This is a genomic window from Alteromonas lipotrueiana (assembly GCF_019249245.1).
Lineage (GTDB): Bacteria > Pseudomonadota > Gammaproteobacteria > Enterobacterales > Alteromonadaceae > Alteromonas > Alteromonas lipotrueiana.
Genome location: NZ_JAESDK010000006.1, coordinates 95,557 through 121,659, shown reverse-complemented (window position 1 = coordinate 121,659; position 26,103 = coordinate 95,557). Strand labels below are relative to the sequence as shown.

At 46.0% G+C, this 26,103-nt stretch carries 20 protein-coding genes; 12 read left to right on the top strand and 8 right to left on the bottom strand.

What is annotated here, in order from left to right; genetic code table 11:
• Window positions 1-93: 93 nt before the first annotated feature.
• Together JK130_RS06160 and JK130_RS06155 are read left to right on the top strand one after the other, a co-directional pair.
• A complete protein-coding gene (locus JK130_RS06160; protein WP_218353411.1) occupies window positions 94-1,563 on the top strand; it encodes a sensor domain-containing diguanylate cyclase in 1,470 nt (489 codons plus the stop codon).
• Between the two features lie 242 nt (window positions 1,564-1,805).
• A complete protein-coding gene (locus JK130_RS06155) occupies window positions 1,806-2,648 on the top strand; it encodes a Dam family site-specific DNA-(adenine-N6)-methyltransferase (protein WP_218353409.1) in 843 nt (280 codons plus the stop codon).
• Here JK130_RS06155 and JK130_RS06150 read toward each other — a convergent pair.
• From JK130_RS06150 to JK130_RS06140, 3 genes are all read right to left on the bottom strand, one after another.
• Complete coding sequence (locus JK130_RS06150; protein ID WP_246587709.1) at window positions 2,645-2,842, bottom strand: DUF2970 domain-containing protein; 198 nt, start codon at window positions 2,840-2,842, stop codon at window positions 2,645-2,647. The two genes, JK130_RS06155 and JK130_RS06150, sit on opposite strands and share 4 nt — an antisense overlap.
• Window positions 2,843-3,139, bottom strand: a complete 297-nt coding sequence (locus tag JK130_RS06145) for a hypothetical protein (RefSeq protein WP_218353407.1) — start codon at window positions 3,137-3,139, stop codon at window positions 2,843-2,845. It abuts the gene before it with no gap.
• Window positions 3,140-3,273: 134 nt separating this feature from the next.
• Window positions 3,274-4,002, bottom strand: a complete 729-nt coding sequence (locus JK130_RS06140) for a TorF family putative porin (RefSeq protein WP_218353405.1) — start codon at window positions 4,000-4,002, stop codon at window positions 3,274-3,276.
• Between the two features lie 421 nt (window positions 4,003-4,423).
• Here JK130_RS06140 and rpe point away from each other — a divergent pair, with 421 nt between their 5' ends.
• The 8 genes from rpe to JK130_RS06100 all read left to right on the top strand — a co-directional run bounded on the left by rpe (window position 4,424) and on the right by JK130_RS06100 (window position 12,914).
• Entirely contained in the window at window positions 4,424-5,098 is a 675-nt protein-coding gene (rpe, locus tag JK130_RS06135) for a ribulose-phosphate 3-epimerase (RefSeq protein WP_218353404.1), read from the top strand.
• Between the two features lie 37 nt (window positions 5,099-5,135).
• Complete coding sequence (gene trpS / locus JK130_RS06130) at window positions 5,136-6,143, top strand: tryptophan--tRNA ligase (RefSeq protein WP_218353402.1); 1,008 nt, start codon at window positions 5,136-5,138, stop codon at window positions 6,141-6,143.
• A gap of 5 nt (window positions 6,144-6,148) precedes the next feature.
• On the top strand, window positions 6,149-6,754 hold the full coding sequence (locus JK130_RS06125) for an anthranilate synthase component II (protein ID WP_218353401.1): 606 nt from the start codon (window positions 6,149-6,151) through the stop codon (window positions 6,752-6,754).
• Window positions 6,755-6,815: 61 nt separating this feature from the next.
• The gene (locus JK130_RS06120) at window positions 6,816-8,048 is read left to right on the top strand and encodes an HDOD domain-containing protein (RefSeq protein WP_218353399.1); all 1,233 of its coding nucleotides are present in this window, start codon (window positions 6,816-6,818) and stop codon (window positions 8,046-8,048) included.
• 299 nt (window positions 8,049-8,347) lie between these two features.
• A complete protein-coding gene (locus JK130_RS06115; RefSeq protein WP_218353397.1) occupies window positions 8,348-9,553 on the top strand; it encodes an aspartate aminotransferase family protein in 1,206 nt (401 codons plus the stop codon).
• Window positions 9,554-9,577: 24 nt separating this feature from the next.
• Window positions 9,578-10,612 carry an arginine N-succinyltransferase gene (gene astA, locus JK130_RS06110; protein ID WP_218353395.1) on the top strand — a complete coding sequence of 345 codons (1,035 nt, stop codon included), beginning with the start codon at window positions 9,578-9,580 and terminating at the stop codon, window positions 10,610-10,612.
• 11 nt (window positions 10,613-10,623) lie between these two features.
• Complete coding sequence (gene astD / locus JK130_RS06105) at window positions 10,624-12,096, top strand: succinylglutamate-semialdehyde dehydrogenase (protein ID WP_218353482.1); 1,473 nt, start codon at window positions 10,624-10,626, stop codon at window positions 12,094-12,096.
• A gap of 11 nt (window positions 12,097-12,107) precedes the next feature.
• Window positions 12,108-12,914, top strand: coding sequence for a DUF1338 domain-containing protein (locus JK130_RS06100; RefSeq protein ID WP_218353393.1), 807 nt, complete (start codon window positions 12,108-12,110; stop codon window positions 12,912-12,914).
• A 77-nt stretch (window positions 12,915-12,991) separates the two neighbouring features.
• Here JK130_RS06100 and JK130_RS06095 read toward each other — a convergent pair whose 3' ends face one another.
• The 3 genes from JK130_RS06095 to JK130_RS06085 form a co-directional block, all read right to left on the bottom strand.
• On the bottom strand, window positions 12,992-14,611 hold the full coding sequence (locus JK130_RS06095; RefSeq protein WP_218353391.1) for a methyl-accepting chemotaxis protein: 1,620 nt from the start codon (window positions 14,609-14,611) through the stop codon (window positions 12,992-12,994).
• A 183-nt stretch (window positions 14,612-14,794) separates the two neighbouring features.
• Window positions 14,795-16,276, bottom strand: coding sequence for a mannitol dehydrogenase family protein (locus JK130_RS06090; protein ID WP_218353390.1), 1,482 nt, complete (start codon window positions 16,274-16,276; stop codon window positions 14,795-14,797).
• 9 nt (window positions 16,277-16,285) lie between these two features.
• A complete protein-coding gene (locus JK130_RS06085) occupies window positions 16,286-18,001 on the bottom strand; it encodes a purine-cytosine permease family protein (protein ID WP_218353388.1) in 1,716 nt (571 codons plus the stop codon).
• A 691-nt stretch (window positions 18,002-18,692) separates the two neighbouring features.
• On the opposite strand from JK130_RS06085, the gene JK130_RS06080 reads away from it, so the two are divergent.
• Entirely contained in the window at window positions 18,693-19,352 is a 660-nt protein-coding gene (locus JK130_RS06080; protein ID WP_218353386.1) for an HAD family hydrolase, read from the top strand.
• Window positions 19,353-19,511: 159 nt separating this feature from the next.
• Here JK130_RS06080 and parC read toward each other — a convergent pair whose 3' ends face one another.
• Window positions 19,512-21,797: a DNA topoisomerase IV subunit A gene (gene parC, locus JK130_RS06075; protein WP_218353384.1), complete on the bottom strand. Its 2,286-nt coding sequence runs from the start codon at window positions 21,795-21,797 to the stop codon at window positions 19,512-19,514.
• Window positions 21,798-21,996: 199 nt separating this feature from the next.
• Between parC and JK130_RS06070 the strand changes: the two genes are divergently transcribed.
• Window positions 21,997-25,131 (top strand): hybrid sensor histidine kinase/response regulator, encoded by a 3,135-nt coding sequence (locus JK130_RS06070; RefSeq protein WP_218353481.1) that lies wholly within the window; start codon window positions 21,997-21,999, stop codon window positions 25,129-25,131.
• A 16-nt stretch (window positions 25,132-25,147) separates the two neighbouring features.
• On the opposite strand, the gene JK130_RS06065 is transcribed toward JK130_RS06070, so the two are convergent.
• Window positions 25,148-25,849, bottom strand: coding sequence for a DUF2982 domain-containing protein (locus JK130_RS06065; RefSeq protein ID WP_218353382.1), 702 nt, complete (start codon window positions 25,847-25,849; stop codon window positions 25,148-25,150).
• Window positions 25,850-26,103: the final 254 nt, after the last annotated feature.

Sequence of the window (26,103 nt, the reverse complement as noted above, 5' to 3'; positions counted from 1 at the left end):
GATATATCATTCATTTTACCGTGGACTATCACCTATCCCGATGCATTTTCATCATGATGCCTCAACAGCCGCTGGATTATCTTAATTATTCGTATGCACAGATACTCAGAATTAGTCACCGCGTCGAGTAAGACGCAATACATTGTTCTAACCCTGCTGACGTTAGGGGTAGTAGGTGGCTCGGCATGGGTACTGACCATCGCCCAAACCCCCAGTATTCCCTCATATGGCTTTTTAGGGGTCTATGGCACAGCGGTTTTTATACTAGAACTTATTTCGGCCATTCTGTTATTTTCTCACTTTCGACAAACCGGCTCACTTACCTTTGCATTGTTAGGGATGGCCTATTTATGGGTTGCGCTGCTTGCGCCTTTTCAGGTGTCTCTGCTCACCGATAGCTTAGGTCAGTTTTCGCTTATCACCGCATCAAATGGTGATGCTGCCTGGCTTTGGCTTGCCTGGCACCTGGGTTTTCCTTTATTTGTGACGGCCGCCATGTGGGTAGACGATAGTGCCCCCATTTCTACACATAAAATCAGTCGCTGGGCGGTCAGCCTGATAGGTGTTGAAATAGCGGTTGTGGCGTTGCTGCTATTGGTAACCTTATTGTCATGGGTTACTTTTCCTACCCTGGTGCCCGACGGGCGTGATTTTTCTGATAGCTTGTCACTTATTTACGGGCCCGCCGTTATGTTTTGCTGTGCCTTGGCATTAACGGTGGTTGTGGTTAAGGGAAAGTTTGCGTCGACCATTTATTCGTGGCTGGCATTAGCATTGGTGGCCGCGTTGTGTGAAAGTATTATTGTGGTGTATTCCGGCTCCCGATTTAGCTATGGATGGTATGCTGCCCGGGTTCTGAGCATGATATCGTCAGGTGCTGTGGTTATTTCGCTGTTCATTGAAAACATCCAGCTTCAGCACAAAGTTGTTGAACAAAACGCAACTTTAAAGCGCATGGCAACAATGGATGAGTTATCCGGCCTGGCAAATCGACGTGAGCTGGATGAACGTTTAAAGGCAGAAATTAAGCGCTCAATGCGAGAGCGTACCCCCGTTAGTATGATTTTGGCCGATGTGGATAATTTCAAAAAATTTAATGACACCTACGGTCATGTAGTGGGCGATTTGTGTCTTAAACATGTGGCAAGCTGTCTGCAACGCAATATTTTGCGGCACACTGATTTGGCCGCCCGGTATGGCGGAGAAGAGTTTGCTATTTTATTGCCTAACACGTTTGAAGAAGACGCTGCCGATCTGGCTGAACACATCAGAAAGACCCTTGCCTATTCACCTATTATGCTAGAGACAGGTCAGATAATTTCAGTTACTGCCAGTTTTGGCGTGGCTACGCTTACCCCCAATTCAGCGGCCGATGCTATCGAATTAATTCGTACCGCAGACAGCGCACTGTACAAGGCAAAAGAGGCCGGGCGAAACTGTGTTATGCGTCCGCCCCAAAGCTGGCATCATCAGCGCGATACGCTAGAGCAGAAGATCAGTGAAAATACCCGCTATCTTCGCAATGGTACCGCCGTAACCTCTATCTCACAATCGGGTGGGTAAGCGGCTTATTGCTATTTTTGCTGTGCATCAGCAAGCTCATATCTGCTAACTATTCTTACACTAAAGACTTTTGCTGTTGTCCACAGGGGTGTTGCCAGATACAATCACCCTTTAACGGGTATTGTGTTGGTCTGTTCTGTACGACTTAAGAAGCGCTACACCTTTCAGATAACTTCAGTGCATTTGCTATCGCCAGCAAGTAAACAGCCGCATTGACTGCGTGTAGGTATGATTCAATCACCATGATGCAAAAGAAAAACCGGGCTTTTTTAAAATGGGCCGGGGGTAAATATAGTCTGGTAGAACACATTAATGCCAAGCTGCCACAGGCCAATAAACTTATTGAGCCGTTTGTGGGGGCCGGATCAGTGTTTTTGAATACCAGTTTCAAAAATTATTTGCTCAATGATATTAATCCAGATCTTATCAATCTGTACAATTTACTGAAGGCTCAACCAGAAGCAGTCATTCACGACACTCGCCAGTTTTTTTCTTCTGACTGTAATCAGGAAGCTCGTTATTACGACTTAAGAGAAGAATTTAATACCACCAGTGATGAATATTATCGGGCTATTTTATTTATTTATTTAAACCGTCATGGTTACAACGGATTATGTCGGTACAGCTTAGGCGGCAAATTCAACGTACCTTTCGGGCGCTATAAAAAGCCTTATTTTCCTGCTGCAGAAATGCATTATTTTGCCGAAAAAGCGCAAAAAGCCACCTTTACCTGTTTGTCGTTTGAAAAGGTGTTTAGTCGGGCCCGAAAAGGCAATGTTATTTATTGCGATCCTCCTTACGCGCCCATAAGTAAAACTGCAGCATTTACCAGCTATTGTGCACCTGGTTTTGGTATGGAAGCACAAAGTACTCTGGCGGCACTTGCTTCAGCCACCTCTTATAATCGTGGTATTCCGGTACTTATTTCTAATCATGATCTACCGGCTATCCGCCAGCTTTACAGCAGCGCAGCATTTACCGAACTTACGGTAAAACGCTCAATTAGTCAGAAAGGAAATATGCGTAAACCCGTAGCTGAAATACTGGCGTATTTTGCTCCCAACGAGTTGCCTGTAAAAAGCTAACCGGTAATTATTCTCACCAGAAAAAACAACATTACCACCAGCAGTATTACCATTACCACACCCACAATAATGTAAGGCAAAATGGACGACTGAGAAAAGTCTCTTTGATAGTTTTTTTGACTCTGCACTCCAAACAGACTTGCCAGCACACTCATTACCACCGCCATCCAATGGCCTAACGAGCAGAAATACATTTACTGACCTGATGAAAAGCGATTGTCGCTACGGCTACCATCTAAAAGTTCGAGTAAGTCAAAAAAGTGAAACTGATAGGAACGAGAATCGCCAGACATCCAGTCAAACCAGCTAACTGACGCAGTTTTTAAACATTCAGGCAAAGTGCCTGAAATTACCGAGGCCGATACTACTGTGTCGGGGGGGATTAAACACTGAGCTTGCTCTTGCGGAACATACACCCCTGCTATTGCCCATACAGCAGTAATGGCAAAGACTGCAGGGGCAACCTTTTTCAGGTATGTTTTAGTTCGCATGAGCATTAATTGTGATTAAATTTTAAACTCATTATAATGCCCAGGCTGCTAAGCACAAGTGTTAATTAGTACTGTTTTTTGACTGACAAAAACCACCTTCTACGGCTCTTAAAGCCGCTACACCCACCCCCGCTTTACAGTTGAATATCTACGGCATATGAAACCACAAATTTTATGTCATCGTTGGTATACGCAGAAGCCGCCGCAGGTTCTGAACTGTCCATGTCGGTACCGGTTACCGCCAGGGTAAATCCTTGTTTTGCAATCGACACCGCCCAATCGTTATAGCTTTCGGTTAATCCGTTAAACGCTTCGGCAAAATCTCCCTGATGATGACCAACATGCAGTCCAAGTTCGGTGCCCGAAAAAATCTCCAACGCATAATCCAGTGACAAGTACGTGGCTTTTCCGAAACCAAAGTCTTGATCAGCCACCTCATCGGCCTCGGTATGCGCTAACACGTATAAAGTAGCACTGGCGCCGCCATAACCTACGCCGGCATATACTTCGGCAAAATCGAAGTTAGCCTCATCATCATAGTTGTAATACAGATAGCCGATATCGTAACTCACACCCTGGGCTTCGCCTGCAAACCCTACGTACAGATCATGTTCGTACGAATACACATCATCAGCGGCGTACTGAACATTAGAGACCCACGTACCCACATATAATCCTTGGTCAAAGGCATAATCCAGCCCGCCCTGTATTGCCGCTTCGTTTGTAGTCTGCGTCAAGCCACGCCAAATATAGTTATTGGTAGCGCTGACGTTTGCTGTTGCCTGGGCATAACTTTGCGCCGACATCAGTAAGCTGCCAGCCGCGGCACCAATGATATAACAAGGTAATAATTTGGATTTCATAATGTGGTTTCCTTTGCATACTGTGCGTTAAAGCGTGTGCGTAAATTTGAGTGACATCGAATAATCACTTCTGCACAGGTAACGCAAATCAGAGGCCCGAAACTCACCCCTTTCATGTCGCCCTACTCATAATGAACATAACCACATGAAAATATTGATATTTTATTTTAATTCCGGCTTTTATATCTGGCTTTCTACACAAGCCTTGGGCTTAAGCATTGCACTAACAAAAAGCAATATCACTAAGACGGTGCACAACATAAAAGTATTAAAGCACTGTCTTTACGCTTAGCTTTTGCATTATATTCAAGCCCGGTGAGCAGAGCATTACCGACAATTTTCAGGTATGCTGCCCCCCTTCACAAATCGCCATCACCTTTTAAAATGGTGCTTTATTTTTGTCGAATTTCAGGAATGAGCTATGTCAGAATTTTTAATTGCGCCGTCTATTTTGTCGGCTAACTTTGCCCGTTTGGGCGAAGAAGTAGATGCAGTATTAAAAGCCGGTGCTGATATCGTCCATTTTGATGTTATGGACAACCATTATGTACCCAACCTCACCATTGGTCCGATGGTATGTAAAGCCTTGCGCGAGCATGGTGTTACTGCCCCCATTGATGTTCACCTGATGGTGAAGCCAGTGGATGAGATGATAAACCAGTTCGCTGATGCCGGCGCCAGCTATATTAGCTTTCATCCTGAGGCTTCTGAGCATGTTGATCGCTCTTTGCAGCTTATTATTGATGCCGGTTGCAAGCCGGGCTTGGTATTTAATCCGGCCACGCCGCTGCACTACCTTGATCACGTAATGGACAAGCTACACCATATTCTGGTGATGTCGGTAAACCCAGGCTTTGGCGGTCAGCAGTTTCTGCCATCAACCTATGATAAACTGCGCCAGGTTCGCCAGCGCGTTGTCGAAAGTGGCAAAAATATAAGAATTGAAATTGACGGTGGCGTAAAAGTGGATAACATTCGTGCCGTCGCTGAAGCGGGCGCTGATATGTTTGTGGCCGGCTCAGCCATTTTTAATGAATCAGATTACCAACAAGTTATTAATAGCATGCGTAACGAATTGCGGCATGCCGACTGTTAGATCGCCAATTGTAATGTAAGGATTTTGGGTAAGTATCATGAGTAACAAACCTATTGTGTTAAGTGGCTGTCAGCCGTCCGGGCAGTTAACCATCGGTAATTACATGGGCGCACTGAAGCAGTGGGTTGCAATGCAAAATGACTACGACTGTTTATATATGCTGGTCGATCTGCATGCTATTACCGTACGTCAGGAACCTAAAAAATTGTATGATGCGTGTCTGGACGGACTGGCACTGTACCTGGCCTGTGGTATTGACCCCAATAAAAGCACCTTGTTTGTACAGTCGCATGTGCCTGAGCATGCACAGCTCTCATGGATACTCAACTGCTACGCACAAATGGGCGAGCTTAATCGCATGACTCAGTTTAAAGACAAGTCAGCAAAAAACGAAAATAACATCAATGTGGGCCTGTACGCCTACCCGGTGTTACAGGCAGCAGATATTCTGGCCTATCAGGCTGATAAAGTGCCGGTGGGCGAAGACCAAAAGCAGCATTTAGAGCTTACCCGCGACATCGCTACCCGCTTTAATAATCTTTACGGCGAGGTGTTCAAATTACCCGATCCGTATATTCCTGAATTTGGTGCTCGCATTATGAGTCTGCAAGAGCCCGATCGCAAAATGTCAAAGTCTGACACCAATCCCAATAACTTCATTGGTTTGCTTGAAGACCCTAAGAAACTGACGAAAAAGATTAAACGCGCCGTCACCGACTCTGATGAACAAGCCCGCATTTATTTTGATACCAGCGAAAAGCCGGGGGTGTCGAATTTGTTAAGCTTATTAGCCCTGGCCACCGACCGATCTATAGAGTCACTGGTACCCGAATACGAAAATAAAATGTATGGTCACCTAAAGGGTGATGTGGCTGATGCGGTGGTGGCATTAGTAGAACCTATCCAGGCTCGGTACGAAACCATACGTAATGATCGCGCTTATTTGAATGAAGTGATGAAACATGGCGCCGACAAAGCATCGCAAAGAGCGAGCCAGACCTTGCAGAAGGTCTATGACACCATAGGGTTCATTGCTAAACCTTAATCCCTGTGCTGCTGTTAATAGATAATTTCGACTCATTTACGCACAACCTTGCCCGCTATTTCACCGAGCTGGGCGAGGAGGTATTGGTGGTGCGAAATAACGAACTTACGCTGGGTGATATCGAGGCGCTGTGCCCTGATAAAATTGTCATATCGCCCGGCCCCTGCACACCAAATGAATCAGGCATTAGTTTAGCGGTCATTAAGCACTTTGCCGGCCACATTCCGCTGTTGGGGGTATGTTTAGGTCACCAGGCTATCGGACAAGTATTTGGTGCCACCGTTACGGGAGCACGACAAATACGCCATGGCAAAGTATCTCAGGTCGAGCATCGCAAAGGCGGCTTGTTTAACGCCCTGCCTTCCCCGTTTACGGCTACCCGTTACCACTCACTGGTTATTGAGCCGTCCAGCTTACCTGATGAGTTTGTAGTAGATGCCTGGTGCAGTGAAGTTGACGGTTATCACGAAATCATGGCCATCTCGCACCGCAATCTGCCAGTCTGGGGTCTGCAATTTCATCCCGAGTCACTATTAACTGAGCACGGACACGCTATGCTGAAGAACTTTTTAGACTTAAGCCAACCAAGCCCAAGTCGCAATTCTGATTAAAGAAAATTTTTCGCAGCCGATATTGATAATATTCGTCTAAATTAATATCAGGTCATTGGCTATGCTCAGCGCTTATGCGGTTGATACTTCAGCAAAACAAGATTACCGAGTTCTTAATAATATTGTGCCTATAGATAACACAGTTTCACGCCCGCCACTTGAAGAGCGTTTTGCTAACTTGCTGATTTGTCCTGTCAGAGTAGCCACTATGCTGGGTCAGCGTAGTTCTGGTGAAGTCTTGTTTGAAGACTCTGAACAAAATTTTGCACGGCGTCGTTTGTTACACATTGAAAAAATAGCCATAGAAAACAAGCGACTCGAAAATCTAAGTGAAGCGTCTTTTATTGATTATATTAGCCATGAATTACACGGCCTGATATTACAGGACATTACTGATCAGCTTAAGCATGCCAATATCTTATTTTCCAGTACCCTACATTTTTCTGATGATGTTCCGGTGATGCTGGATGTCCTATCAAGTCGTACCGCTTCTGTTTCTCGGCTGGAGCCTAGTGTGGCATCCATGCCCTGGTTATATGACGAATTAATACAGATAGTGAACAGTCAGAAATTTCGTAAAAAAGATGCCCGGGGCCGGGTCATTATGGTCGAAAATCTGCGTACCGCGTTAAGTTTCATCGGTATTGACAATTTACGGCTATTGTTGCCCTCGCTGCTACTAAAACGGGCAATGCCACAAACCACCGATCCATTTTCACAAATAAAAGTGACCCTTACCCAGTATGCCACCGCAACCGGACTATGTGCCCGGGCCTTGGCCCCTCATTACCAGGCCGACCCGTTTGCAGCCTATGTAACCGGAATGCTGGCTAATTTAGGTCGCTGTTGTGTCACCCGGTTGTATTTTAAAACCTTTGCCTACATGCATCGGCATCAGCTTGAACAGGCTCAACGCTTGCGTCAGCGAGATGTACACCAGACACTATTAAAAATCACCCCTTCAGCGAACTACCTGATTGCGCTACAAAATGAATTTTCAGATAAACTCACCGCTGATTTATTTGAATTTATGCCATTTAAACGCTTACCGGCGTCGTCTATTATTGAGGCGGTTAGGCTGAATGACGTTGCAGTCAAAACGTCTTATCACAAAGTGTTAAATGCGGCCCGCAGTTATGCGCAGATCAAAATGCTACATCAGGCAAAGGCGGCCGACAAATGCGAAATTAAACACCAGCTACGCCAGCAGCAATTTCCCCCCGGCGCCTTAGAAACGCTGAAGTCGGTGGACATTTTTAATCTGCCTTTAACCGTCGACACCGATCGCCGATAAAAAAAATTTATGGATATTCATGCAAAGCCGGGCGTGTCTGGCTCTGTCCCCGGGCGCCTGTCTATGTCGTTAATAATTGTGCCGACAACGTAATAATAGTGTTAAGCACCGCTCGCTAAATAGTTATTCACTTTTCTTGCAAAACAAGCCAAAGCCCTTGAATATTAAGGGATTGAGCCTTATCGGCCGCAAGACAAAGCGGCAAATAACTGGCATACTGTTACGCTAATTCCTTTTCTTACTACGTCCTTTTTGCTGTAATTTTACACACAGGACGCCTGCTACAGAGGTAATGACCTATGAATGTGACTCGTGCAACGTTTGATGAAGTAATGGTTCCTAACTATAACCCGGCCGGCATGGTGCCCGTTCGTGGTGAAGGTTCTCGCGTGTGGGACCAGGACGGCGCAGAGTACATTGATTTTGCCGGAGGCATTGCGGTAAACGTACTAGGCCACTGCCATCCCGAATTAGTCAATGTATTGACCGAACAAGGCAGCAAGCTTTGGCACTTAAGTAATGTGTTTACGAATGAACCCGCCCTGCGTTTAGCGACCAAACTGACTCAGGCGACCTTTGCTGACAAAGCCTACTTTGCAAATTCTGGCGCCGAAGCCAACGAAGCGGCTTTAAAGCTGGCCCGTCGTTTTGCGCTGGAAAAATTTGGTCAGCATAAAGATCAAATTATCGCCTTTAATAAAGGTTTTCATGGCCGTACGTTTTTCACTGTTACGGTGGGCGGTCAGGCAGCATACTCGGATGGTTTTGGCCCTAAACCTGGCGCAGTAGACCATTGCGAGTACAACAACTTAGAAGCATTTGAAAAACTGATTTCTGAGAAAACCTGTGCTGTTATGATGGAGCCACTGCAAGGTGAAGGCGGTATTATCTCTCCCGATCCTGACTTTGTTAAAGGCGTACGCGAATTGTGCGATAAGCACAATGCTCTGCTTATTTTTGACGAAGTTCAGTCTGGCGTAGGCCGTACTGGTCAGTTGTATGCTTACATGGGCTTAGGTGTCACACCGGATATTTTAACGACTGCCAAGTCATTAGGCGGCGGATTTCCTATTGGTGCCATGTTAACCACCACCGAAATTGCTGATTACCTGAAACCAGGTACTCATGGCAGCACTTATGGCGGTAACCCGCTTGCTTGTGCGGTTGCCGAACGCGCTTTAGATATTGTTAATACCCCAGAGGTTTTAAACGGTGTAGAAGCCAAAGAAGCGTTGTATCGTGAGCGCCTGGCGCAGATAAACGAAAAATACAATGTGTTCAGCGAAATTCGTGGTAAAGGCATGTTGTTAGGCTGCGCGTTAAATGGTGAATACGAAGGCCGCGCACGTGACTTTTTAGTGGCTTCTGCCAATGAAAAACTCATGGTATTAGTGGCAGGTGCTAACGTTATTCGTTTTGCTCCTTCATTAGTTATTCCAGATGAAGACATTAAAGAAGGTCTGGATCGCTTTGAACGTGCGGTAGCTGCTGTTGCTAACGCATAAAATTGCGTCTAATGGATAACGACTATGAATATTATTCGCCCTATCAGGCAGAGCGATTATGCGTCCTTGTATGATATTGCGGTAGAGTCAGGTATTGGCTTTACCTCATTGCCCGTAAATGAAGGGCTGCTAAAGAAAAAAATTCAGCGTGCCGAAGACGGCTTTCGCAGTCAGGCCACCAAGCCTGGCTGTGAGTCATACTTGTTCGTAATGGAAGACACCCAAACTGGTGACGTAGTAGGTACCAGCGGCATTGAAGCGGCTGTAGGATTAGACGATGCTTTCTATCACTACCATATGGGTAAAGTTGTCCATGCCTCTCGTGAACTAAACATTCACAATACCGTGGATATTTTGACCTTCTGTAACGACTACACCGGGGTTTCTGAAATTTGCACCTTGTTTTTGCGCGAGCAGGCGCGAGGCGGTATTAATGGTCGGTTTTTATCCAAAGTTCGCTTTTTGTTTATGATGGAACACCGGGAACGGTTTTCAGAAACGGTTATTGCTGAAATGCGTGGGGTAAGTGACGACGAAGGAAGTTCGCCTTTTTGGGAGTGGCTTGAAGAACACTTTTTCTCTATGGACTTTCCGACTGCCGATTATTTAACCGGCATTGGCAATAAAGTATTTATTGCTGAGCTTATGCCCAAATACCCCATTTACGTTAACCTGTTAAGCAAAGAAGCTCAGGCGGTGATTGGTCAGGTACACACCAAAACCCGACCTGCATTGCAGCTGTTGCAAGAAGAAGGCTTTAGCTTTCGTGGTTACGTTGACATTTTTGATGCCGGACCCACCGTAGAAGCGAACCTTAGTCATATAAGAACAGCGCAAAACAGCCGAAAGCTGCCTGTGGTGATAGACGATCAAACCGCCGCGCAGGGACGTAGTCATTACATTATTAATACATCGGTAGATAACTTCAGAGCAGTAGCCACCGAAATCGCGGTGAGCGAAGAGCAGCAGGTGGCGGTGATTTCTCGTCAAGCTGCAGCAGCGCTAGAAATTTCAACCGGAGAGATAATTCGATTTGCCCCGGTTAACTATCGAGACTAACAATAGGACCTATCATGCAATCAACACACTTTATTAATGGCGAGTGGGTCGCAGGCCAGGGCCACGATATCCGCTCTATTGATCCGGCTAAAAATGCCGTGATTTGGGAAGCAAAATCGGCCTCTGCCGACCAGGTAGATGCCGCCATTCGCGCTGCCCGTCAGGCCAGTGTTCAATGGGCCGCTAAAACAGTTGATGAACGTCTTGAAATCATTAAATCGTTTGGGGCACAGCTAGAGCAAAATAAAGACGCCCTGGCTAAAGTTATGGCTCAAGAAACCGGAAAGCCAGAATGGGAAACGGCCACTGAAGTTGGTGCCATGATAGGCAAAATCGGCATCTCAGAACGTGCGTATCATGAGCGTACCGGTACGGTTGAAAACCCCATGCCAGTGGGTAAGGCAATTATTCGTCACAAACCGCATGGCGTAGTTGCTGTATTCGGACCTTATAATTTTCCGGGCCATCTACCTAATGGCCATATTGTACCTGCCCTACTGGCAGGCAATACAGTAGTGTTTAAGCCTAGCGACCTGACACCTATGGTAGCGCAGGAAACCATGAAATTATGGGAACAAGCCGGTCTTCCAGCTGGGGTATTAAACCTGGTACAAGGTGAAGTTGAAACCGGCAAGGCCCTGGCCTCACATGCGGGCATTGACGGCTTGTTCTTTACCGGCAGCTCACGCACCGGCAAGTTATTGCATGAGCAAAATGCAGGTAACCCGGGCAAAATCCTGGCGTTAGAAATGGGCGGTAATAACCCTTTAATAGTACGTGAAGTAGAAAATACCGATGCTGCGGTACACGATATTGTGCAGTCAGCCTTTATTACTTCAGGTCAGCGCTGTACCTGTGCTCGTCGTGTCTTTATACCAGCATCGGAACAAGGCGACACCATTGTAAAACGCTTAATCGAAGTCACAGGAAATATTAAAGTGGACGATTATGACGCTCAGGAACAACCGTTTATGGGCGCAATGATTTCCGCGCAGGCCGCCAGACAGATGGTTGATGCACAGCAGCAACTTGAAGATCTGGGCGCTAACGTGCTGTTGCGTCTGACTCAACCAGATGAAGCCAAAGGCTTCGCTACCCCCGGTATTGTTGACGTTACCGACATCGCAGACACGATGCCTGACGAAGAGCACTTTGGACCGCTGATAAAAATTATTCGCTATACCGACTTTGACCAGGCCATCAGGCAGGCTAATAATACCAGCTTTGGTTTGTCAGCCGGCTTGCTAAGTGACAGCCAACAGGACTGGGATTACTTTTTTGCCCGTATTCGTGCAGGTATCGTAAACTGGAACCGCCCCATTACAGGTGCCAGCAGTGCGGCGCCGTTTGGCGGTATCGGCGAAAGCGGTAATCATCGCGCCAGCGCCTATTATGCAGCAGATTATTGCGCATATCCGGTGGCCTCTGTAGAGCTGGATAAAGTCACCATGCCGGGCAAATTAAGCCCTGGCCTAAGCATGTAAGGACCCTAGCTATGCATTCGAATGTAGATACATTATTTGAAAACTTGTGGGAAAACTACGTCGACATTACGCCATCAGCTTATAAAATACATGAGCTGTTGGCAGACAACGAAAACGATTCTCACATTGTTAATGACCATGTGGCGTTTCGGACGTTTAATTTGTCTAAAACATCATTAGACAAACTGGCTGCGCATTTTTTAGCATTAGGCTATAAAGAAAAAGGTGACTACGATTTCGAAGCTAAGAAATTAGACGCCAAACATTTTGAACATCCTGATAAAACAAAACCCAAAGTTTTCATAAGCGAACTTCGTGTTCAGGAAATGTCAGACCCCGTTCAAAAAATCATTCATAAGCTTGTAGAGCAAATGGATGAGACCGCGGTGGAAAAAGAAAATTTTCTTTATTCAGGTCAGCACTGGTCATTGACAAAAGACGAATACGAAACCTTGTTAGAAGAATCAGAATACGCAGCCTGGCTTGCTGCGTGGGGTTTTCGTGCCAACCACTTCACTGTCAGCGTTAACTTTTTGAACAAGTCTCAGGAATTGTCTGACGTGAATACTCTGTTGAAAAACGCAGGATTTACTCTCAATACATCGGGTGGCGAAATTAAAGGCGGTGAAGACGTATTTTTAGCGCAGTCTTCGACCATGGCCGACCATGCCTATGTAAAATTTGAGACAGAATCAAAGCTCATCCCAAGTTGCTTTTATGAGTTTGCCCAGCGCTATAAAATGCCTGATGGTCACTATTATCAGGGTTTTGTCGCTGCGTCTGCCGATAAAATTTTTGAAAGTACGAACAGTAAATAGTGGATTAAATGCCAATAATAAAAAAAGCGCATAGCGGAATATCCGTTATGCGCTTTTTTGTTTTAGCCAGAGAGTTTTCAGACTGAAAACTGTTGGGTCAGCCCGTTGAGGTTTTCAGCTAATTTAGCTAACTCGGCGCTGGACTCTCGAGTATTGTTCACCCCAGTAGCAATATCAGCAGATAATGCTTTAATTTTTAATGTGCTGCGATCAACATCTTTTGACACCTGAGCTTGTTCTTCGGTAGTACTGGCCACCGACACAGTTTGTTTGTTCATACGCTCAATTGAGCCAGTGATTTTTGACAGTGCCGCTCCCGACTCCTGAGCTATTTTCTGTGTTTGTTGGGCTACCGTAAAGCTGGTATTAATCGCGGTGACCGTATTCTGGCTCCCCGTTTGCAGTCGCTTGATCATTTGCTCTATTTCTTCAGTCGATACCTGCGTACGATGAGCCAGCGCTCTGACCTCATCGGCAACCACCGCAAAACCTCTGCCTGACTCACCCGCGCGGGCTGCTTCTATGGCCGCATTTAAAGCTAGCAGGTTAGTTTGGTCAGCAATAGCGCGAATAACATCCAGCACTGCCCCAATATTATCAATATCACTGGCCAGCGTGGTTAATCCTTTTACACTGGAGTCCAGATTACTGAGTAAATTGTCCACCATGGTCAGGCTTTCCTCAACCTTTTGCGCACCCTCTATCGAAGCCTGCTGCGCCTCACGGGCATCTTGCGAGGTCGCATCTGCGCTACGGGCTACATCGTCAATAGATACCGATAACTGTGTGACCGCAGCTGAAGACTGTTCCAGCTGTTCGCTTTGCTGCTCGACCCCGTGGCTTGACTGTGAGGTGACAACAGCCAGTTGTTCAGCGGTAACCGATAAACGACCCGATGCATGCTGAATCTGCGAAATAGTGCCATGTAGCATCGACTGCATGTTACTCAGTGCCCGTAGCATAATGCCGGTTTCGTCTTTGGCATCATCCTGAATATGTTGAGTCAGCTCACCACGTGCAATACCTTCAGCAGCATTAAGCGCGGTGCGCATAGGCGTTACAATTGCCCGGGTGAATGTAATCGCAAAAATAATTACACAGCTTATAGCAAATAAACTCACCAGCGCGATGGCCCAAAGCGTACGGGTAATCATATCGCGTGCTTCCGACTGACTGTCTGTGATACGGGTTACCTGAAAAGCTTCAAGCTGTTCAATATTGCCAGCTGTACGCTCACGAATGGTTTTCATTTGCGCATTTTGCATAGCCACAGCCGCGGCTTTCTGACCTTGTTCAAGCAGTTGCATTTGCTGTTGTTGCAATGAGAAAAACTGTTCAATATCGGTACTGATATTGGTTATTAGTTGTTGGGCTTCAGACGCTTTGGCCAGCGTTTGCATGCGCTGTAACGCGGCATTAAGTGAATTCTTAGCCAAATCATAATTGCTTTTGTATTGGTTGCGTGCCGAAGCACTGGCTTGCAAAATATTCGCGTTTTCTAAGCGAACTTTGAAAAACTGTGATTCAATTTGTTTAATAGAAACCAACGCAGGAGAGCGATGATCAACAATCAGGTTAAAGCGGTCAGCCAGGTTGTTTAAACTAATAATACCTACGGCCCCCACAATTAAAACAAAACAGCCAATAACACCAAATGCGGCTGCCGAGCGTTTACCGATAGAAAAATTTCTTAACATAGGAGGTACTCCATTTACCCGCCAGAGTGGCGTTAAGAGAAAAGGAAGTACTTAGCTTAGCGTGTTACACCCGAATAGGAGGTATTAAAAAAACGGCTGCCTTAGCATTGTTAATACCTAAGCAAACCGTTTTTTGCTGTGGCCGGACATAGACCAGGATTGTGTTATGACACTATTTTTAAGCTAGCAACTTAGTTCGGTTATTATCGATTGGACAGACTCACCCCGTTGTAATCGATTCACCCCGTCTATATAGACATGGTTAAACTCTGAGAATTGGCTCAGATTTCCAAAAATATGGGTAAGTTTTAAAAACGCTTCAGGGCCACGTTGGGCTCCAGCTTTCAGCTCAGTTGCCAGACTATCGTCTATGTGCAATGGCTCGCCAGCCTGAGTGCAGCCCCGGGCGCTGTAATAATACCAACACGCTATAGTGAACGCGCCAATATGATAACGACCCGTATGCTTCAGATTGTCTAAAATAGTAGGAAGCAAAAACACCGGGATTTTGGCTGAGCTTTGTGAGCAGATACGCGTTAATGTATCTTTGATATTCGGATTGGCAAACCGTTTTAACAAAATTTGCTGATACTCTTTAATATCGATACCGGCAACCGGGTCAAGCGTAGGTGCAACTTCGCTTTCCATAAACACGGTCAAAAGATGGTAAAACTCATCAAGCTGCATACACTCATGAATTGTCTGCACACCCGCTAAAGAGCCACACAAACCTAAAATAGAATGACTGGCATTAAGCATGCGCAGTTTTAATTTTTCATAAGGTGCAACATCTTGCACAAACTGAGCGCCTACCTTATCAAGTGCGGGTTTATCATGACAGAAACTGTCTTCAATGATCCACTGAGCAAACGGTTCACACACCACCGGCCAGGCATCATCAACACCACACTCGGCCAGTTGCGCAATATCATCTGTTGTCGTAGTGGGAGTAATTCGGTCTACCATAGAGTTAGGAAATGCGACATTCTCGGTAACCCATTGCGCAAATTCTTTATCTGCCAGTTCAATGTAGGCACACAACATTTTCTTTAATACCGAGCCATTATGCTGAATATTGTCGCATGACAGTAACGTAAAAGGCGCGAGTCCACGCTCTTGACGTAACTTTAAGCCCGCCATCAAGTAGCCAAACACCTGTTTAGGGGTCTCAGGATTTTTCAGATCGTGTTGCACCGCGGCATCTTCACTCTGAAACTCTCCGGTAGACGGGTCCATATTGTAGCCGCCTTCCGTGATAGTCAGTGACACTAGCTTTACCGACGGACTGGCGAGTTGCTCAATAACTGCTTTGGGGTTGTCTACCGCCAACATAAAGTTAGTCAGGGCCCCAATAACCCGGGCACTGCGTTCACCATCTGCATGTTTTTCAACTAACGTGAACAGGTGGTCCTGACTGGCCAAAGCTTCTTGCATGCGGCGATCGCCTTCGCGTAAACCCACCCCACAGATACCCCAGCTAAGATCGCCCGTTTGCGCCATAAAAGCGTCGGTATACATGGCTTGGTGAGCGCGATGAAAGCCCCCTACGCCAATATGAACAATACCCGTCTCTACCTTTTCGATAGCATAGTCAGGCTTAGCGATAGTGGTGGGCAGCTGCGACAAAGTTTGCCGGCTAAGTTTTTTTGCTGTTGAAGTTTGCATAACAACCTCTTATTTACAAAGCGCTTTTTGACGACGCATCGCCCAGTAAGCAGAAGAAAAATAAATGAGCGTACAACCAAAGGCGATATTAAAGAACAAGTCACGATGGCTTTGATATTCCGACATTCCTGAACTGAACAAAAAGGTCTGCAGAGCCAAAGCAAGAGTCACTAACAAGCTACCGACGGCCACCCACTTTAAAACTCGTGAAAACATTGAAGTATCTGGCTGAAATGCAGGTTGGGCGTCGGCCTCGTGCTGCTGATGCTGCCTTACCTGTTTATAGAAAGATTCCAACGCCATTTTTTCTTCAGGATACTCTCGGTTAGCCCCATACTTTGCTGCTAACACCGTATAAACCCCGATAGTGAAGAACCAGGTAGGAATAAATAAATAGTAAAACGACATAACATCAAGCATGTTAAGACCAAAACCAAAGACTAATCCCAGACCCCAGCTAGCCACCGCAGGCGTACTATGAGTCAGGTTCTGGTAGTAAGCCCAATAGCGGCTAAAACCAATTTTGGGAAACAGAACGTGTTCAGCAAAAACGATAGCGCCTACAGGAACCACCAACAATCCGGCATACGTAAGCAGCGGCAATAACTTTGTAAATACAAAGGGGAAGCAGGCGATTGCTACGGTTACCAGACCGACTAAAAAGGTGGTCCGGTTACGTGAGCTTTTTGGAAATACAGCCTGAGCGGCTAATCCGGCTCGATACAGGTTTGCATTTGCGGTGGTCCAACCCGCCACAATAACAATGACAAGGCCTGATAGGCCCAGTGCATGGTAAGCCACATCCCCAGGGTCAAGCTGAACAATAGATTTTTGTACAATTATTGCGGTACCAGCGCCCATAATACCGGCTGATATCCAGGCGATGTAGTGGCCAAATAACATGCCCGCCGAGGTGGTCAGACCGTAAACTTTGCGTTTTGCAAAGCGCAGAATTGCCATATCGATAAGGCCAAAGTGGGTAATGGTATTCGCTGCCCAGGAAAAACCGATAACCTCTAATAGTCCAATTCCAGGCTCACCATTTGCATTAAGTCCGGTCCAGACCGACGCACTGCCTATCTCTAAAAAGTCGCCCCACCCGGCTACCGTAGTTTGTCCTATTACCGCTTCAGCTAATACCGGCATTAATACGAGGGGTCCGCTCAAAAACATAATAAAGAGCCATGGCGCACAGATACCGGAAAATTCTGAGACCGCATTAAAGCCATACATCGCAACAATAACCACAATGATGCCAACCGCCAATACAACAAGGACAAAAGCCAGGTTAGTGGGATACCAGTCCAGTTGCGCCGGTATATTTAAGGCAAAACGTACAGCGGTAGCAGATACCGTGATCATGGCGGCCGAAATGACCGTAAAAATGATGACATTGGCCCAGTTGTACAAACGCGTCATCGAGTCGCCCGCAATTTTTTGCAGGTATGTGTACAGACTCATTCTGGTTTCTACAGCAATGGGAGTGGTAATGAGCGTCCAGCTCAGTACTGCGAGCAGGTTACCGATTAACAGACCCAACAGAATGTCTGTCATTGTCGCGCCCAAGGCCACAAAGGTAGCCCCAAAGACAAATTCAGTCGCGGCTACATGTTCTCCGGCATATAAGCCCAAAAAATGTTTCCAGTTTTTTAGCTTATGCTCAGCCACCGGTAGCTGTTCTTCGCTGATCTGATTTAAATCAACATTGCCAGATGTCGACCTCATACGCTTCTCACTTTTAGATTATTTACAGTGCAAGCCAATACTTTGGCTTTCCGCGCGGAGACAAACGCCGGCGCGACACGAAATTAATTAATGAAACTCTATGCCTGGGCATTTGCCAAAAGAGTGAATTATTTCTCACCGACGATCCTACATATAACTATTTAAATGTAAATACAATTAACATAAAGTTTGATCAAGATGTGTTAAAAACAGCCTAGGCCGCTGATGTTTATAGCTATTTATTTGCCTCTTTTATTATTCAATAATGTAGCGAATTGAGTAAAATAATAACAACCTGATGTTAAGCTCAGGTAAATAGTCATTGCCCGCCTGTCTAACCTGTGAAATTATCGCCTGCAACTACCCGGTCTCACTTCTAAAGTTTCCTGCAGATTATTGATAAAAAGCAGCGAAGATCAGGCCGATTAAACCAAGACTCTTAGGCAACGAGGCTGCGTTTCTCGTTCACACTGCACTTTTTATTAAGCCTCCAAGACGGTTGTGCTATTGCCCTTTGTAATACCAGCAGGTTGTGGTGAGAAAGGCATTACGGGAGTGACAAAAGTTGTTTTGAGCCAGGTACATTACCCTTAAGGTCTGAAGTACCTGCCGTGCAATGCAAAGTAGCTAAGGGTGCACTAACTCATAGCCTTTTAAGGCAATTTTTTTAAATAGGTTTAGGGATAACAGCATGAATAGCACCATTGATATGGTTATTTTTGATTGTGATGGCGTACTCATAGACAGCGAGGTTTTATCGTTAAAAGCATGGCAGAACGTGTTGGAGCCTCGCCAATGTGCATTGACTGCAGCTTACTTTAATGAGCATTTTTTAGGTAAAAGTTTACAGCATGTTCTTGAGCGTTTAAAAATCGACTTTTCTTTAGTGTTGACCCAGACTGACGTCGATGTGTTTTATCGTGAATTGCAGCAACTGTTTTCTGACCATCTGCAGCCTATGCCCGGCATAAAAACGGTTTTGTCTGGATTGAAGGTTCCATACTGCCTGGCCACCAGCAGTAGCCCTGAACGAACAAAGTTTGCCTTAGAGGCAACGGGCCTGAGCACTTACTTTACAAACAATCGCTTTACGCGAGATGAAGTAGTGCACGGAAAACCCGCCCCTGATCTGTTTTTGCATGCCGCCAGGAAGATGAATGTAACGCCCGGAAATTGTCTGGTGATAGAGGACTCTGCTGCGGGATTACAGGCGGCGCAATCGGCCAATATGGCTTACCTGCATTATACCGGTGGCTCTCACTTAAGAGACTTAGAGCATACCGGCACACATAACTTAGCTAGCTGGGAGGCGTTTAAACCTAGTTACGCTTATTTATTTAAGAGTAACTAAGCTGGATAAAAGCCGGAAAATAAAGGCGACAGCCGTGGCTTTGCAAGCTTGCGCCGTGTCTGAAAAGACCGGTAGCGTGGGTCTGGAAAATTTAAAACAAAGTCACGGCACAAAAAAAGGAGCCTATGCGGCTCCTCAGTCTGGGGTTTGTGCCGCCGTTTATTCGGGGTCGGGTTCAGATGAACTGACTGTTTCTGCCAAAACCTCTATTTCATCGACTCGCTGTAATCCTCTGGGTAGCTTGTTGCCACGGCGGCCTCGTTCGCCGTAATAATGTTCCAGATCAGCGGGCGATAATGTCATATTCCTTTTGCCCGCCTGCACCCGTACTGAAGCAGACTTTGGTACCACCGCTATCACTTTTACAAATTCATCACGGCTTTTTACTTTAGCTGAGGGAATATTAATAATTTTATTACCTTTCCCTTTACCCAAACTAGGCAAATCTTTTAGAGGGAATATTAACATCCGGCCTTCATTTGATATCGCCAGACACAGGTCAGTGGTAATATCATTGACTCGCTGTGGAGGTAACACCTCAGCCGACTGTGGCAAGCTAAGATAAGCCTTACCTGCTTTGTTTTTACTGATCATGTCGCCAAATTTGCCTACAAACCCGTACCCTGCATCTGAGGCCAATAAGAATGGCTGCTCTTCAGGGCTCATTAACACCCGGGTGAACTGCTCTTTACCCGCCAAACTAAACCGGCCGCTTAGTGGCTCGCCCTGGCTGCGGGCTGAGGGCAGTGAATGCGCATCGCAGGCAAAGGTCCGACCCGAGGTGTCCATAAATACCGCCGGCTGGTTGCTGCGCCCAGAGGCGCTGGATTTATAGTTGTCACCCGCTTTGTAGTTTAACCCTAACACATCAACATCGTGGCCTTTGGCACATCGTGCCCAGCCCTTTTCAGACAACACCACGGTTACGGCTTCACTGGGTATCAATTCTTTTTCTGATAATGCTTTGGCCTCAATGCGCTCTTTTAGTGGCGAACGGCGATCATCACCATATTTTTCGGCATCAGCCAAAATCTCTTTTTTGATAAGCGTTTTTAGACGGCGGTCTGAACCTAATAACTGTTGCAGTTTATCTCTTTCTTGTTCAAGCTCGTCTTGTTCACCCCGAATCCGCATTTCTTCAAGTTTGGCCAAATGACGCAATTTCAGCTCAAGAATTGCCTCAGCTTGTTTGTCGCTAAGGCCAAACCGGTCTATCAGTTCGGGTTTAGGCTTGTCAAACGTGCGAATAATTTCAATGACTTCATCTATGTTTAAAAAGGCGACCAGCAAACCTTCCAGAATATGCAGACGTGCCAACACCTTGTCTAAACGGTACTGCAAACGACGGGTTACGGTATTTTTACGCGACTCCAGCCATTCAGACAGTATAGTTCGAAGATCTTTAACCTTCGGGCGCCCATCCAGCCCAATCATGTTCAGGTTCACCCGATAGCTTTTTTCCAGGTCAGTTGTAGCGAACAAGTGCAGCATCAGCTGTTGTGAATCGACCCGGTTCGAACGCCGGGTAATAACCAATCGGGTAGGATTTTCGTGATCAGACTCATCGCGCAAATCACTGACCATAGGAAGTTTTTTAGACTGCATCTGGCCAGCAATTTGCTCCAGAATTTTTGCACCAGAAGCCTGATGAGGCAGCGCAGTGATAATAATATCGCTGTTGTCTTCATGATAGACCGCGCGCATTTTAAGCGAGCCCCGTCCCGTTTCATACAGTTTGGTAATGTCCGCACGCGGCGTAATAATTTCGGCCTCGGTCGGATAATCAGGTGCCTGTACAATCTCTAGTATGTCGTTTAACTGAGCTTTACTATTATCCAGCATATAGGCGCAGGCGTGGGCGACTTCACGCAAGTTATGGGGAGGGATATCGGTTGCCATTCCTACCGCAATACCACTTACTCCGTTCAGTAGAATATGCGGCAGACGAGCCGGTAATACTTTTGGTTCTGATAAGGTTCCGTCAAAATTAGGCACCCAATCTACCGTGCCCTGTCCCAGTTCGCTTAATAACAGCTCAGAAAACCGCGATAACCGGGCTTCGGTGTAACGCATTGCTGCAAACGATTTAGGATCATCCGGTGCGCCCCAGTTACCCTGTCCGTCGACCAATGGGTAGCGATACGAAAAAGGCTGCGCCATCAATACCATGGCTTCGTAACAGGCTGAGTCGCCGTGGGGGTGAAATTTACCCAGCACGTCGCCCACGGTACGGGCCGACTTTTTATACTTGGCGGTCGCTGACAGTCCCAGGTCTGACATTGCATAGATAATACGTCGCTGCACGGGCTTTAGCCCGTCAGCAATGTTTGGCAATGCCCGATCCATAATGACGTACATGGAATAATTCAGGTAGGCATCTTCGGTAAAGCGGCTTAACGGAAGTTGTTCGATTCCGTCCTGACTGATTGTTATTTGATCGCTCATGGATTTTTTTCGTTGTTGGCTGGCCACTGCATCTATTGCCATTTTGGGGCAAAGCGCTTTGCAACGCAACTTTGCTGGTGGTCAGTCGTTACATATACCCAACATCAAAGACCCCAAAATAAACGGTCAGAATTTTTGTAATTCACCCCGCGTTGGTGTTTTAATAGACAACTTTCCTGGTTGGTTTAATGCTATCACTATGCGCGTAGTACTATTGATTTGGTTAACAATTTTTTCAGCATCAGTGCTATGGCCAACCGTTAGCCATGCCCAGTCGACTATTCAGCTATTTGACGAAGATGCGAAAGTAAACCTGTCCGATAACTTTGCTTTGTACTACGAAGACGATGAACCTCTTACTATTGACCAAATTCTTGAACGACAACAAAGTTTTCAATGGTTCATGGGCGGCAATCCTAACTTCGGCTTTCGGGATAATGGCCTGTGGTTAACAAATAAACTAAGTAACGTAAGTAATTTACAAAGCTGGGTGTTCAATATCGAATTTTCGCAGCTTGATAAAGTTGATTTTTATTTAGTGTCCGACGGGGTGTTGTTGCTTGAAAGTCATCAGGGAAAACTGCAATCTGAACAGCTTTTTCGTAACCCAACCTTACGAGCCGACCTGCCAATAGCCACCCCCATCGAGTTATTTATAAGAGTTCAAAGCAGCTCCTCAAGCCTGATTGTACCCCTTACCGTTGCCCCCGAACCTGTGCACAGTCTATCGGTACAAATAGACAGTACTATGTGGGGGCTATTTTACGGAGGCCTGTTTATTCTGGCCGTGTATAACCTGGTCATTTTTTTTAGTGCCAAAGAAGTTAGTTTGCTGGCTTATGTGGGTTACATTGCCGCCGTGACAATGTGGCAGTTTGTATGGGGGGGCCACTTACAGGTTGTTAATGGTGGCGAGTCGCCAGTGTGGATTATGCACCATACAGAGTTGCTGTTTGTTATTAACGGACTTATGGCGGGGCTTTTTACTCTTTATTTTTTGGAAACCCGAATTAACGCGCCGACGGCTCACCCGGTAGTGGTTTCGTTGTTGGTAATACAAATACTATTAGGCCTGATATGTGTAACCGGTATTTTGCCAACTATATTGAAACACAACCTTGTTTATGGTGTGGGTATAGCCAGTGTCTGCAGCTACCTTTATGCTGGGTTTGAGGCGTTAAGCAATCGTTTTCAGCCCGCGCGATATTTTACCTTTGCCTGGACAGTTTTAGCGCTTAGCGCCGTGGTGGGAATATTAAGTCTGACAGGGCTGCTTCCCTCGACCAAATTTACCACATACTGTTTTCAGGTAGGCGTGTTTTTAGAAGCGGCGTTGTTTTCGCTGGCGTTAATGGAAAAGAACCGAAGTAAACTTGAAGCTGAGGTAGATCAGGCCACCGACGACTTGCGCAATAATATGGAATTAATCGAAGAGCAAAATGCGCGGCTTGATATTGCCCGCAAAGATGCGATTAAAGCCAGTAATGTAAAGTCGCAGTTTTTGGCCAACATGAGCCATGAAATTCGAACGCCACTGAATGCCATTTTAGGGTTTAGTCGGGAACTGGGTAATGCAACCTTGCCCGCCGACCAGCAGGAACAAGTACGAATTGTAAATACCGCAGCAGACAATTTGCTGAGTATCGTAAACGATGTTCTCGATTTTTCTAAGATTGAAGCCGGCAAACTGCAAATCAGTAATCAGCCTTTTGAGCCTAATCAGTTGTTAGAAGAAATGGTCACCATCATGTCAAAATCGGCCCATTCTAAGCGGCTGGAGTTTGTGTTCGATTTAGGTCCTCTGCCTGAAAAGCTGATTGGTGACTTGTTCCGAATTAAGCAAATTTTAAATAATTTGTTGAGCAATGCTTTGAAGTTCACGTCCACGGGCACGATTACCTTAGGTGTGAAAGGACGTGCTTTGCCTCATGGCAATCACGAACTTACTTTTACTATTGAAGATACCGGTATTGGCATCAGTCGTCAGGATCGAAAAAAACTATTTAGTGCCTTTTCTCAGGTAGATGATGCGTTAAACCGAAGTTATCAGGGCACCGGGCTAGGCCTGGTTATTTGCCGCGAACTGGTAAGGCTGATGTCTGGTAGAATGGACTTACGCAGCGAACCCGGGCTGGGCAGTACCTTCATCATCACCCTGCATACTAACCGGCTAAGTAAAAAAAGTACTCTAAAGCCTTCCGCAGACTGGCTTAATAAACACGTGGTTATTTTTGACCCGATTCCACAAACCCGACATGCCAGCGCCCAAATGCTGACCGCGTTGGGGGCAAAGGTACACTGCGTAGAAACCATTGCGTTTTTACATACTCTAGAGGTTAAGCCTGATTTTTTGTTTGCTACCGTGCCCGGCAGTATGTTGGTAGCTCGTGATGCCCTGCTGGGTAATTTAATTCAGTTTAAAGCCGGCAAACGCATTTTGTGGTATTCAGGCCCAGAGCCCTTCAACCAATACCCCAGCCTGACGCAACATTTTGATACTCAGGTACGTATGCCGTTAACCTTATCCAAGCTTGATGATTTGCAGCATCGCAAAATTAATCAGGTCAAAAATCCGATGCAGCATAAGCTAAACCGGTTGCCCGGCATACGTATACTGGCAGTGGATGACATGGAAATGAATCTGAAACTGCTTACTACCTGGCTGGCTGATAGCCCAATAGAATTAACCACCTCGATGAGCGGCCAGGATGCAGTTAATCGTTGCCAGAGTATTGAATACGACATGATTTTAATGGATGTACAAATGCCAGGGATGGATGGTTTACAAGCTTCCCGGGCAATTCGCAAAACGCCATTAAACTTAGGCACCCCCATTATTGCCGTGACCGCGCATGCCTTTAAAGAAGAACAAGAGCGGCTGCTGGCTTCGGGAATGGATGACTATTTACCCAAACCAATGGAAATAAGCGGTCTGCTCGACCTTATACGGCGGTGGTGTCAAACTCAAAATGCACCAGAGATAAATACCACAACGCTTGACTGGGAACTGGCCACCAGACGAACCAATCACAATAAAGAAACCGCTCGCGAACTACTGACAGACTTTTTGCGATTGCTGCCTGAGTCAGTGCAGCATATAGAGGCAGCGTGGGAGGAGTGCGACTATGATACCTTGCAACGTCATGTTCACCGTATTCACGGCGCCTGTTGTTACACCGGTGTGCCTGCGCTGCAAAGAATCACCGACCAGCTAGAAAGCGCTCTGAAGCGTCAGCAATATATGCTGGTAGCAGAACTTGTCACCGCGTTTTTAGCTGAGGCAAAAAATGTACAGACACAAGGTAGTGAGCTACTTGTAGAACCGGGTTCATAAGCCTTTGACGCGCGTTTTATACGACCACTTGTTTGGTGTCAGGACGGGTTTGCTGGCATTGTCTTAAAAAGTGTACAAATTCCATGGGAGAGCGGTCCAGGTCAGCTCCCGAAATATAAATGTCATAACCCAGCTGCGTTCTTAACTGAGACATTCTGTTAGCCAACATCGCTTTTATACCGGTTAAAACGTGACCATCTTCAAGGGTGTAATGCCGGTCATTAAACATTTCCTGGTTAAAGCAATCGCCGGTACGGCAATTTTTGTCGTGGCTATGGATAAGCAATGGACGCTGTTCCATCAACAGATGAGTAGCCAACCGCGGAGATACTCTATGTAAAAAGGGGGCATAAGATTTAAGCCGGATACCTACAGCATCCAGTTCAACCTGGTCCAAACCCTGTGACACCCTGGGGCAATCGATTCGCTGAATATTGTCCCAAAAAATTTCCCAGTTGCCGCGCCGATGATGATACAAAATACGAGAAGGCGAAATTTCAATACTATGGTCGGGGTCGCGCAGTTTAAACCAGCCGATTAAAAGCGTAACCAGTGACGCACTGGTTAAAAATATCCCCGCTAAAAACAACCAATCGGGTGCCAGCGTTAACCACATCACTGACAACAATAGCCCCACCATGCCAATAAGCAACGTAGTAAAACCATTACGCTTAGACATGGCCTTGATATAAATGGGCGCAGACTCACCTGAAGACATACAAATATACCACCAACATTAGAATTGCCCATATAATGTATAGGCGGGTTCGACGACACGCGACGCAACTTGTTTGCCACCAGGATTGACGCGAATGACGTGGCGACTTTTTCATTATTACGACCGTATTTTAATAAGCTAGTTTTAAAGTACATAGTTTACATTATGTATTGATGAATACGACCATAGAGCATTTTGGTCGCTTTGTTTTGAATTAAATTTTACTTAACTGACCCAATTAATCAGATTGTTAG

Bases quoted from the DNA above. Each gene is read 5' to 3' on its own strand.
- rpe (WP_218353404.1), top strand. From the start codon at position 4,424: ATGTCAGAATTTTTAATTGCGCCGTCTATTTTGTCGGCTAACTTTGCC.
- JK130_RS06080 (WP_218353386.1), top strand. From the start codon at position 18,693: ATGAATAGCACCATTGATATGGTTATTTTTGATTGTGATGGCGTACTC.
- astA (WP_218353395.1), top strand. From the start codon at position 9,578: ATGAATATTATTCGCCCTATCAGGCAGAGCGATTATGCGTCCTTGTAT.
- JK130_RS06090 (WP_218353390.1), bottom strand. From the start codon at position 16,276: ATGCAAACTTCAACAGCAAAAAAACTTAGCCGGCAAACTTTGTCGCAG.
- trpS (WP_218353402.1), top strand. From the start codon at position 5,136: ATGAGTAACAAACCTATTGTGTTAAGTGGCTGTCAGCCGTCCGGGCAG.
- JK130_RS06140 (WP_218353405.1), bottom strand. From the start codon at position 4,002: ATGAAATCCAAATTATTACCTTGTTATATCATTGGTGCCGCGGCTGGC.
- JK130_RS06145 (WP_218353407.1), bottom strand. From the start codon at position 3,139: ATGCGAACTAAAACATACCTGAAAAAGGTTGCCCCTGCAGTCTTTGCC.
- JK130_RS06160 (WP_218353411.1), top strand. From the start codon at position 94: ATGCACAGATACTCAGAATTAGTCACCGCGTCGAGTAAGACGCAATAC.
- JK130_RS06070 (WP_218353481.1), top strand. From the start codon at position 21,997: ATGCGCGTAGTACTATTGATTTGGTTAACAATTTTTTCAGCATCAGTG.
- JK130_RS06155 (WP_218353409.1), top strand. From the start codon at position 1,806: ATGATGCAAAAGAAAAACCGGGCTTTTTTAAAATGGGCCGGGGGTAAA.
- JK130_RS06120 (WP_218353399.1), top strand. From the start codon at position 6,816: ATGCTCAGCGCTTATGCGGTTGATACTTCAGCAAAACAAGATTACCGA.
- JK130_RS06150 (WP_246587709.1), bottom strand. From the start codon at position 2,842: ATGTATTTCTGCTCGTTAGGCCATTGGATGGCGGTGGTAATGAGTGTG.
- JK130_RS06115 (WP_218353397.1), top strand. From the start codon at position 8,348: ATGAATGTGACTCGTGCAACGTTTGATGAAGTAATGGTTCCTAACTAT.
- JK130_RS06095 (WP_218353391.1), bottom strand. From the start codon at position 14,611: ATGTTAAGAAATTTTTCTATCGGTAAACGCTCGGCAGCCGCATTTGGT.
- JK130_RS06085 (WP_218353388.1), bottom strand. From the start codon at position 18,001: ATGAGGTCGACATCTGGCAATGTTGATTTAAATCAGATCAGCGAAGAA.
- JK130_RS06065 (WP_218353382.1), bottom strand. From the start codon at position 25,849: ATGTCTTCAGGTGAGTCTGCGCCCATTTATATCAAGGCCATGTCTAAG.
- parC (WP_218353384.1), bottom strand. From the start codon at position 21,797: ATGAGCGATCAAATAACAATCAGTCAGGACGGAATCGAACAACTTCCG.
- JK130_RS06100 (WP_218353393.1), top strand. From the start codon at position 12,108: ATGCATTCGAATGTAGATACATTATTTGAAAACTTGTGGGAAAACTAC.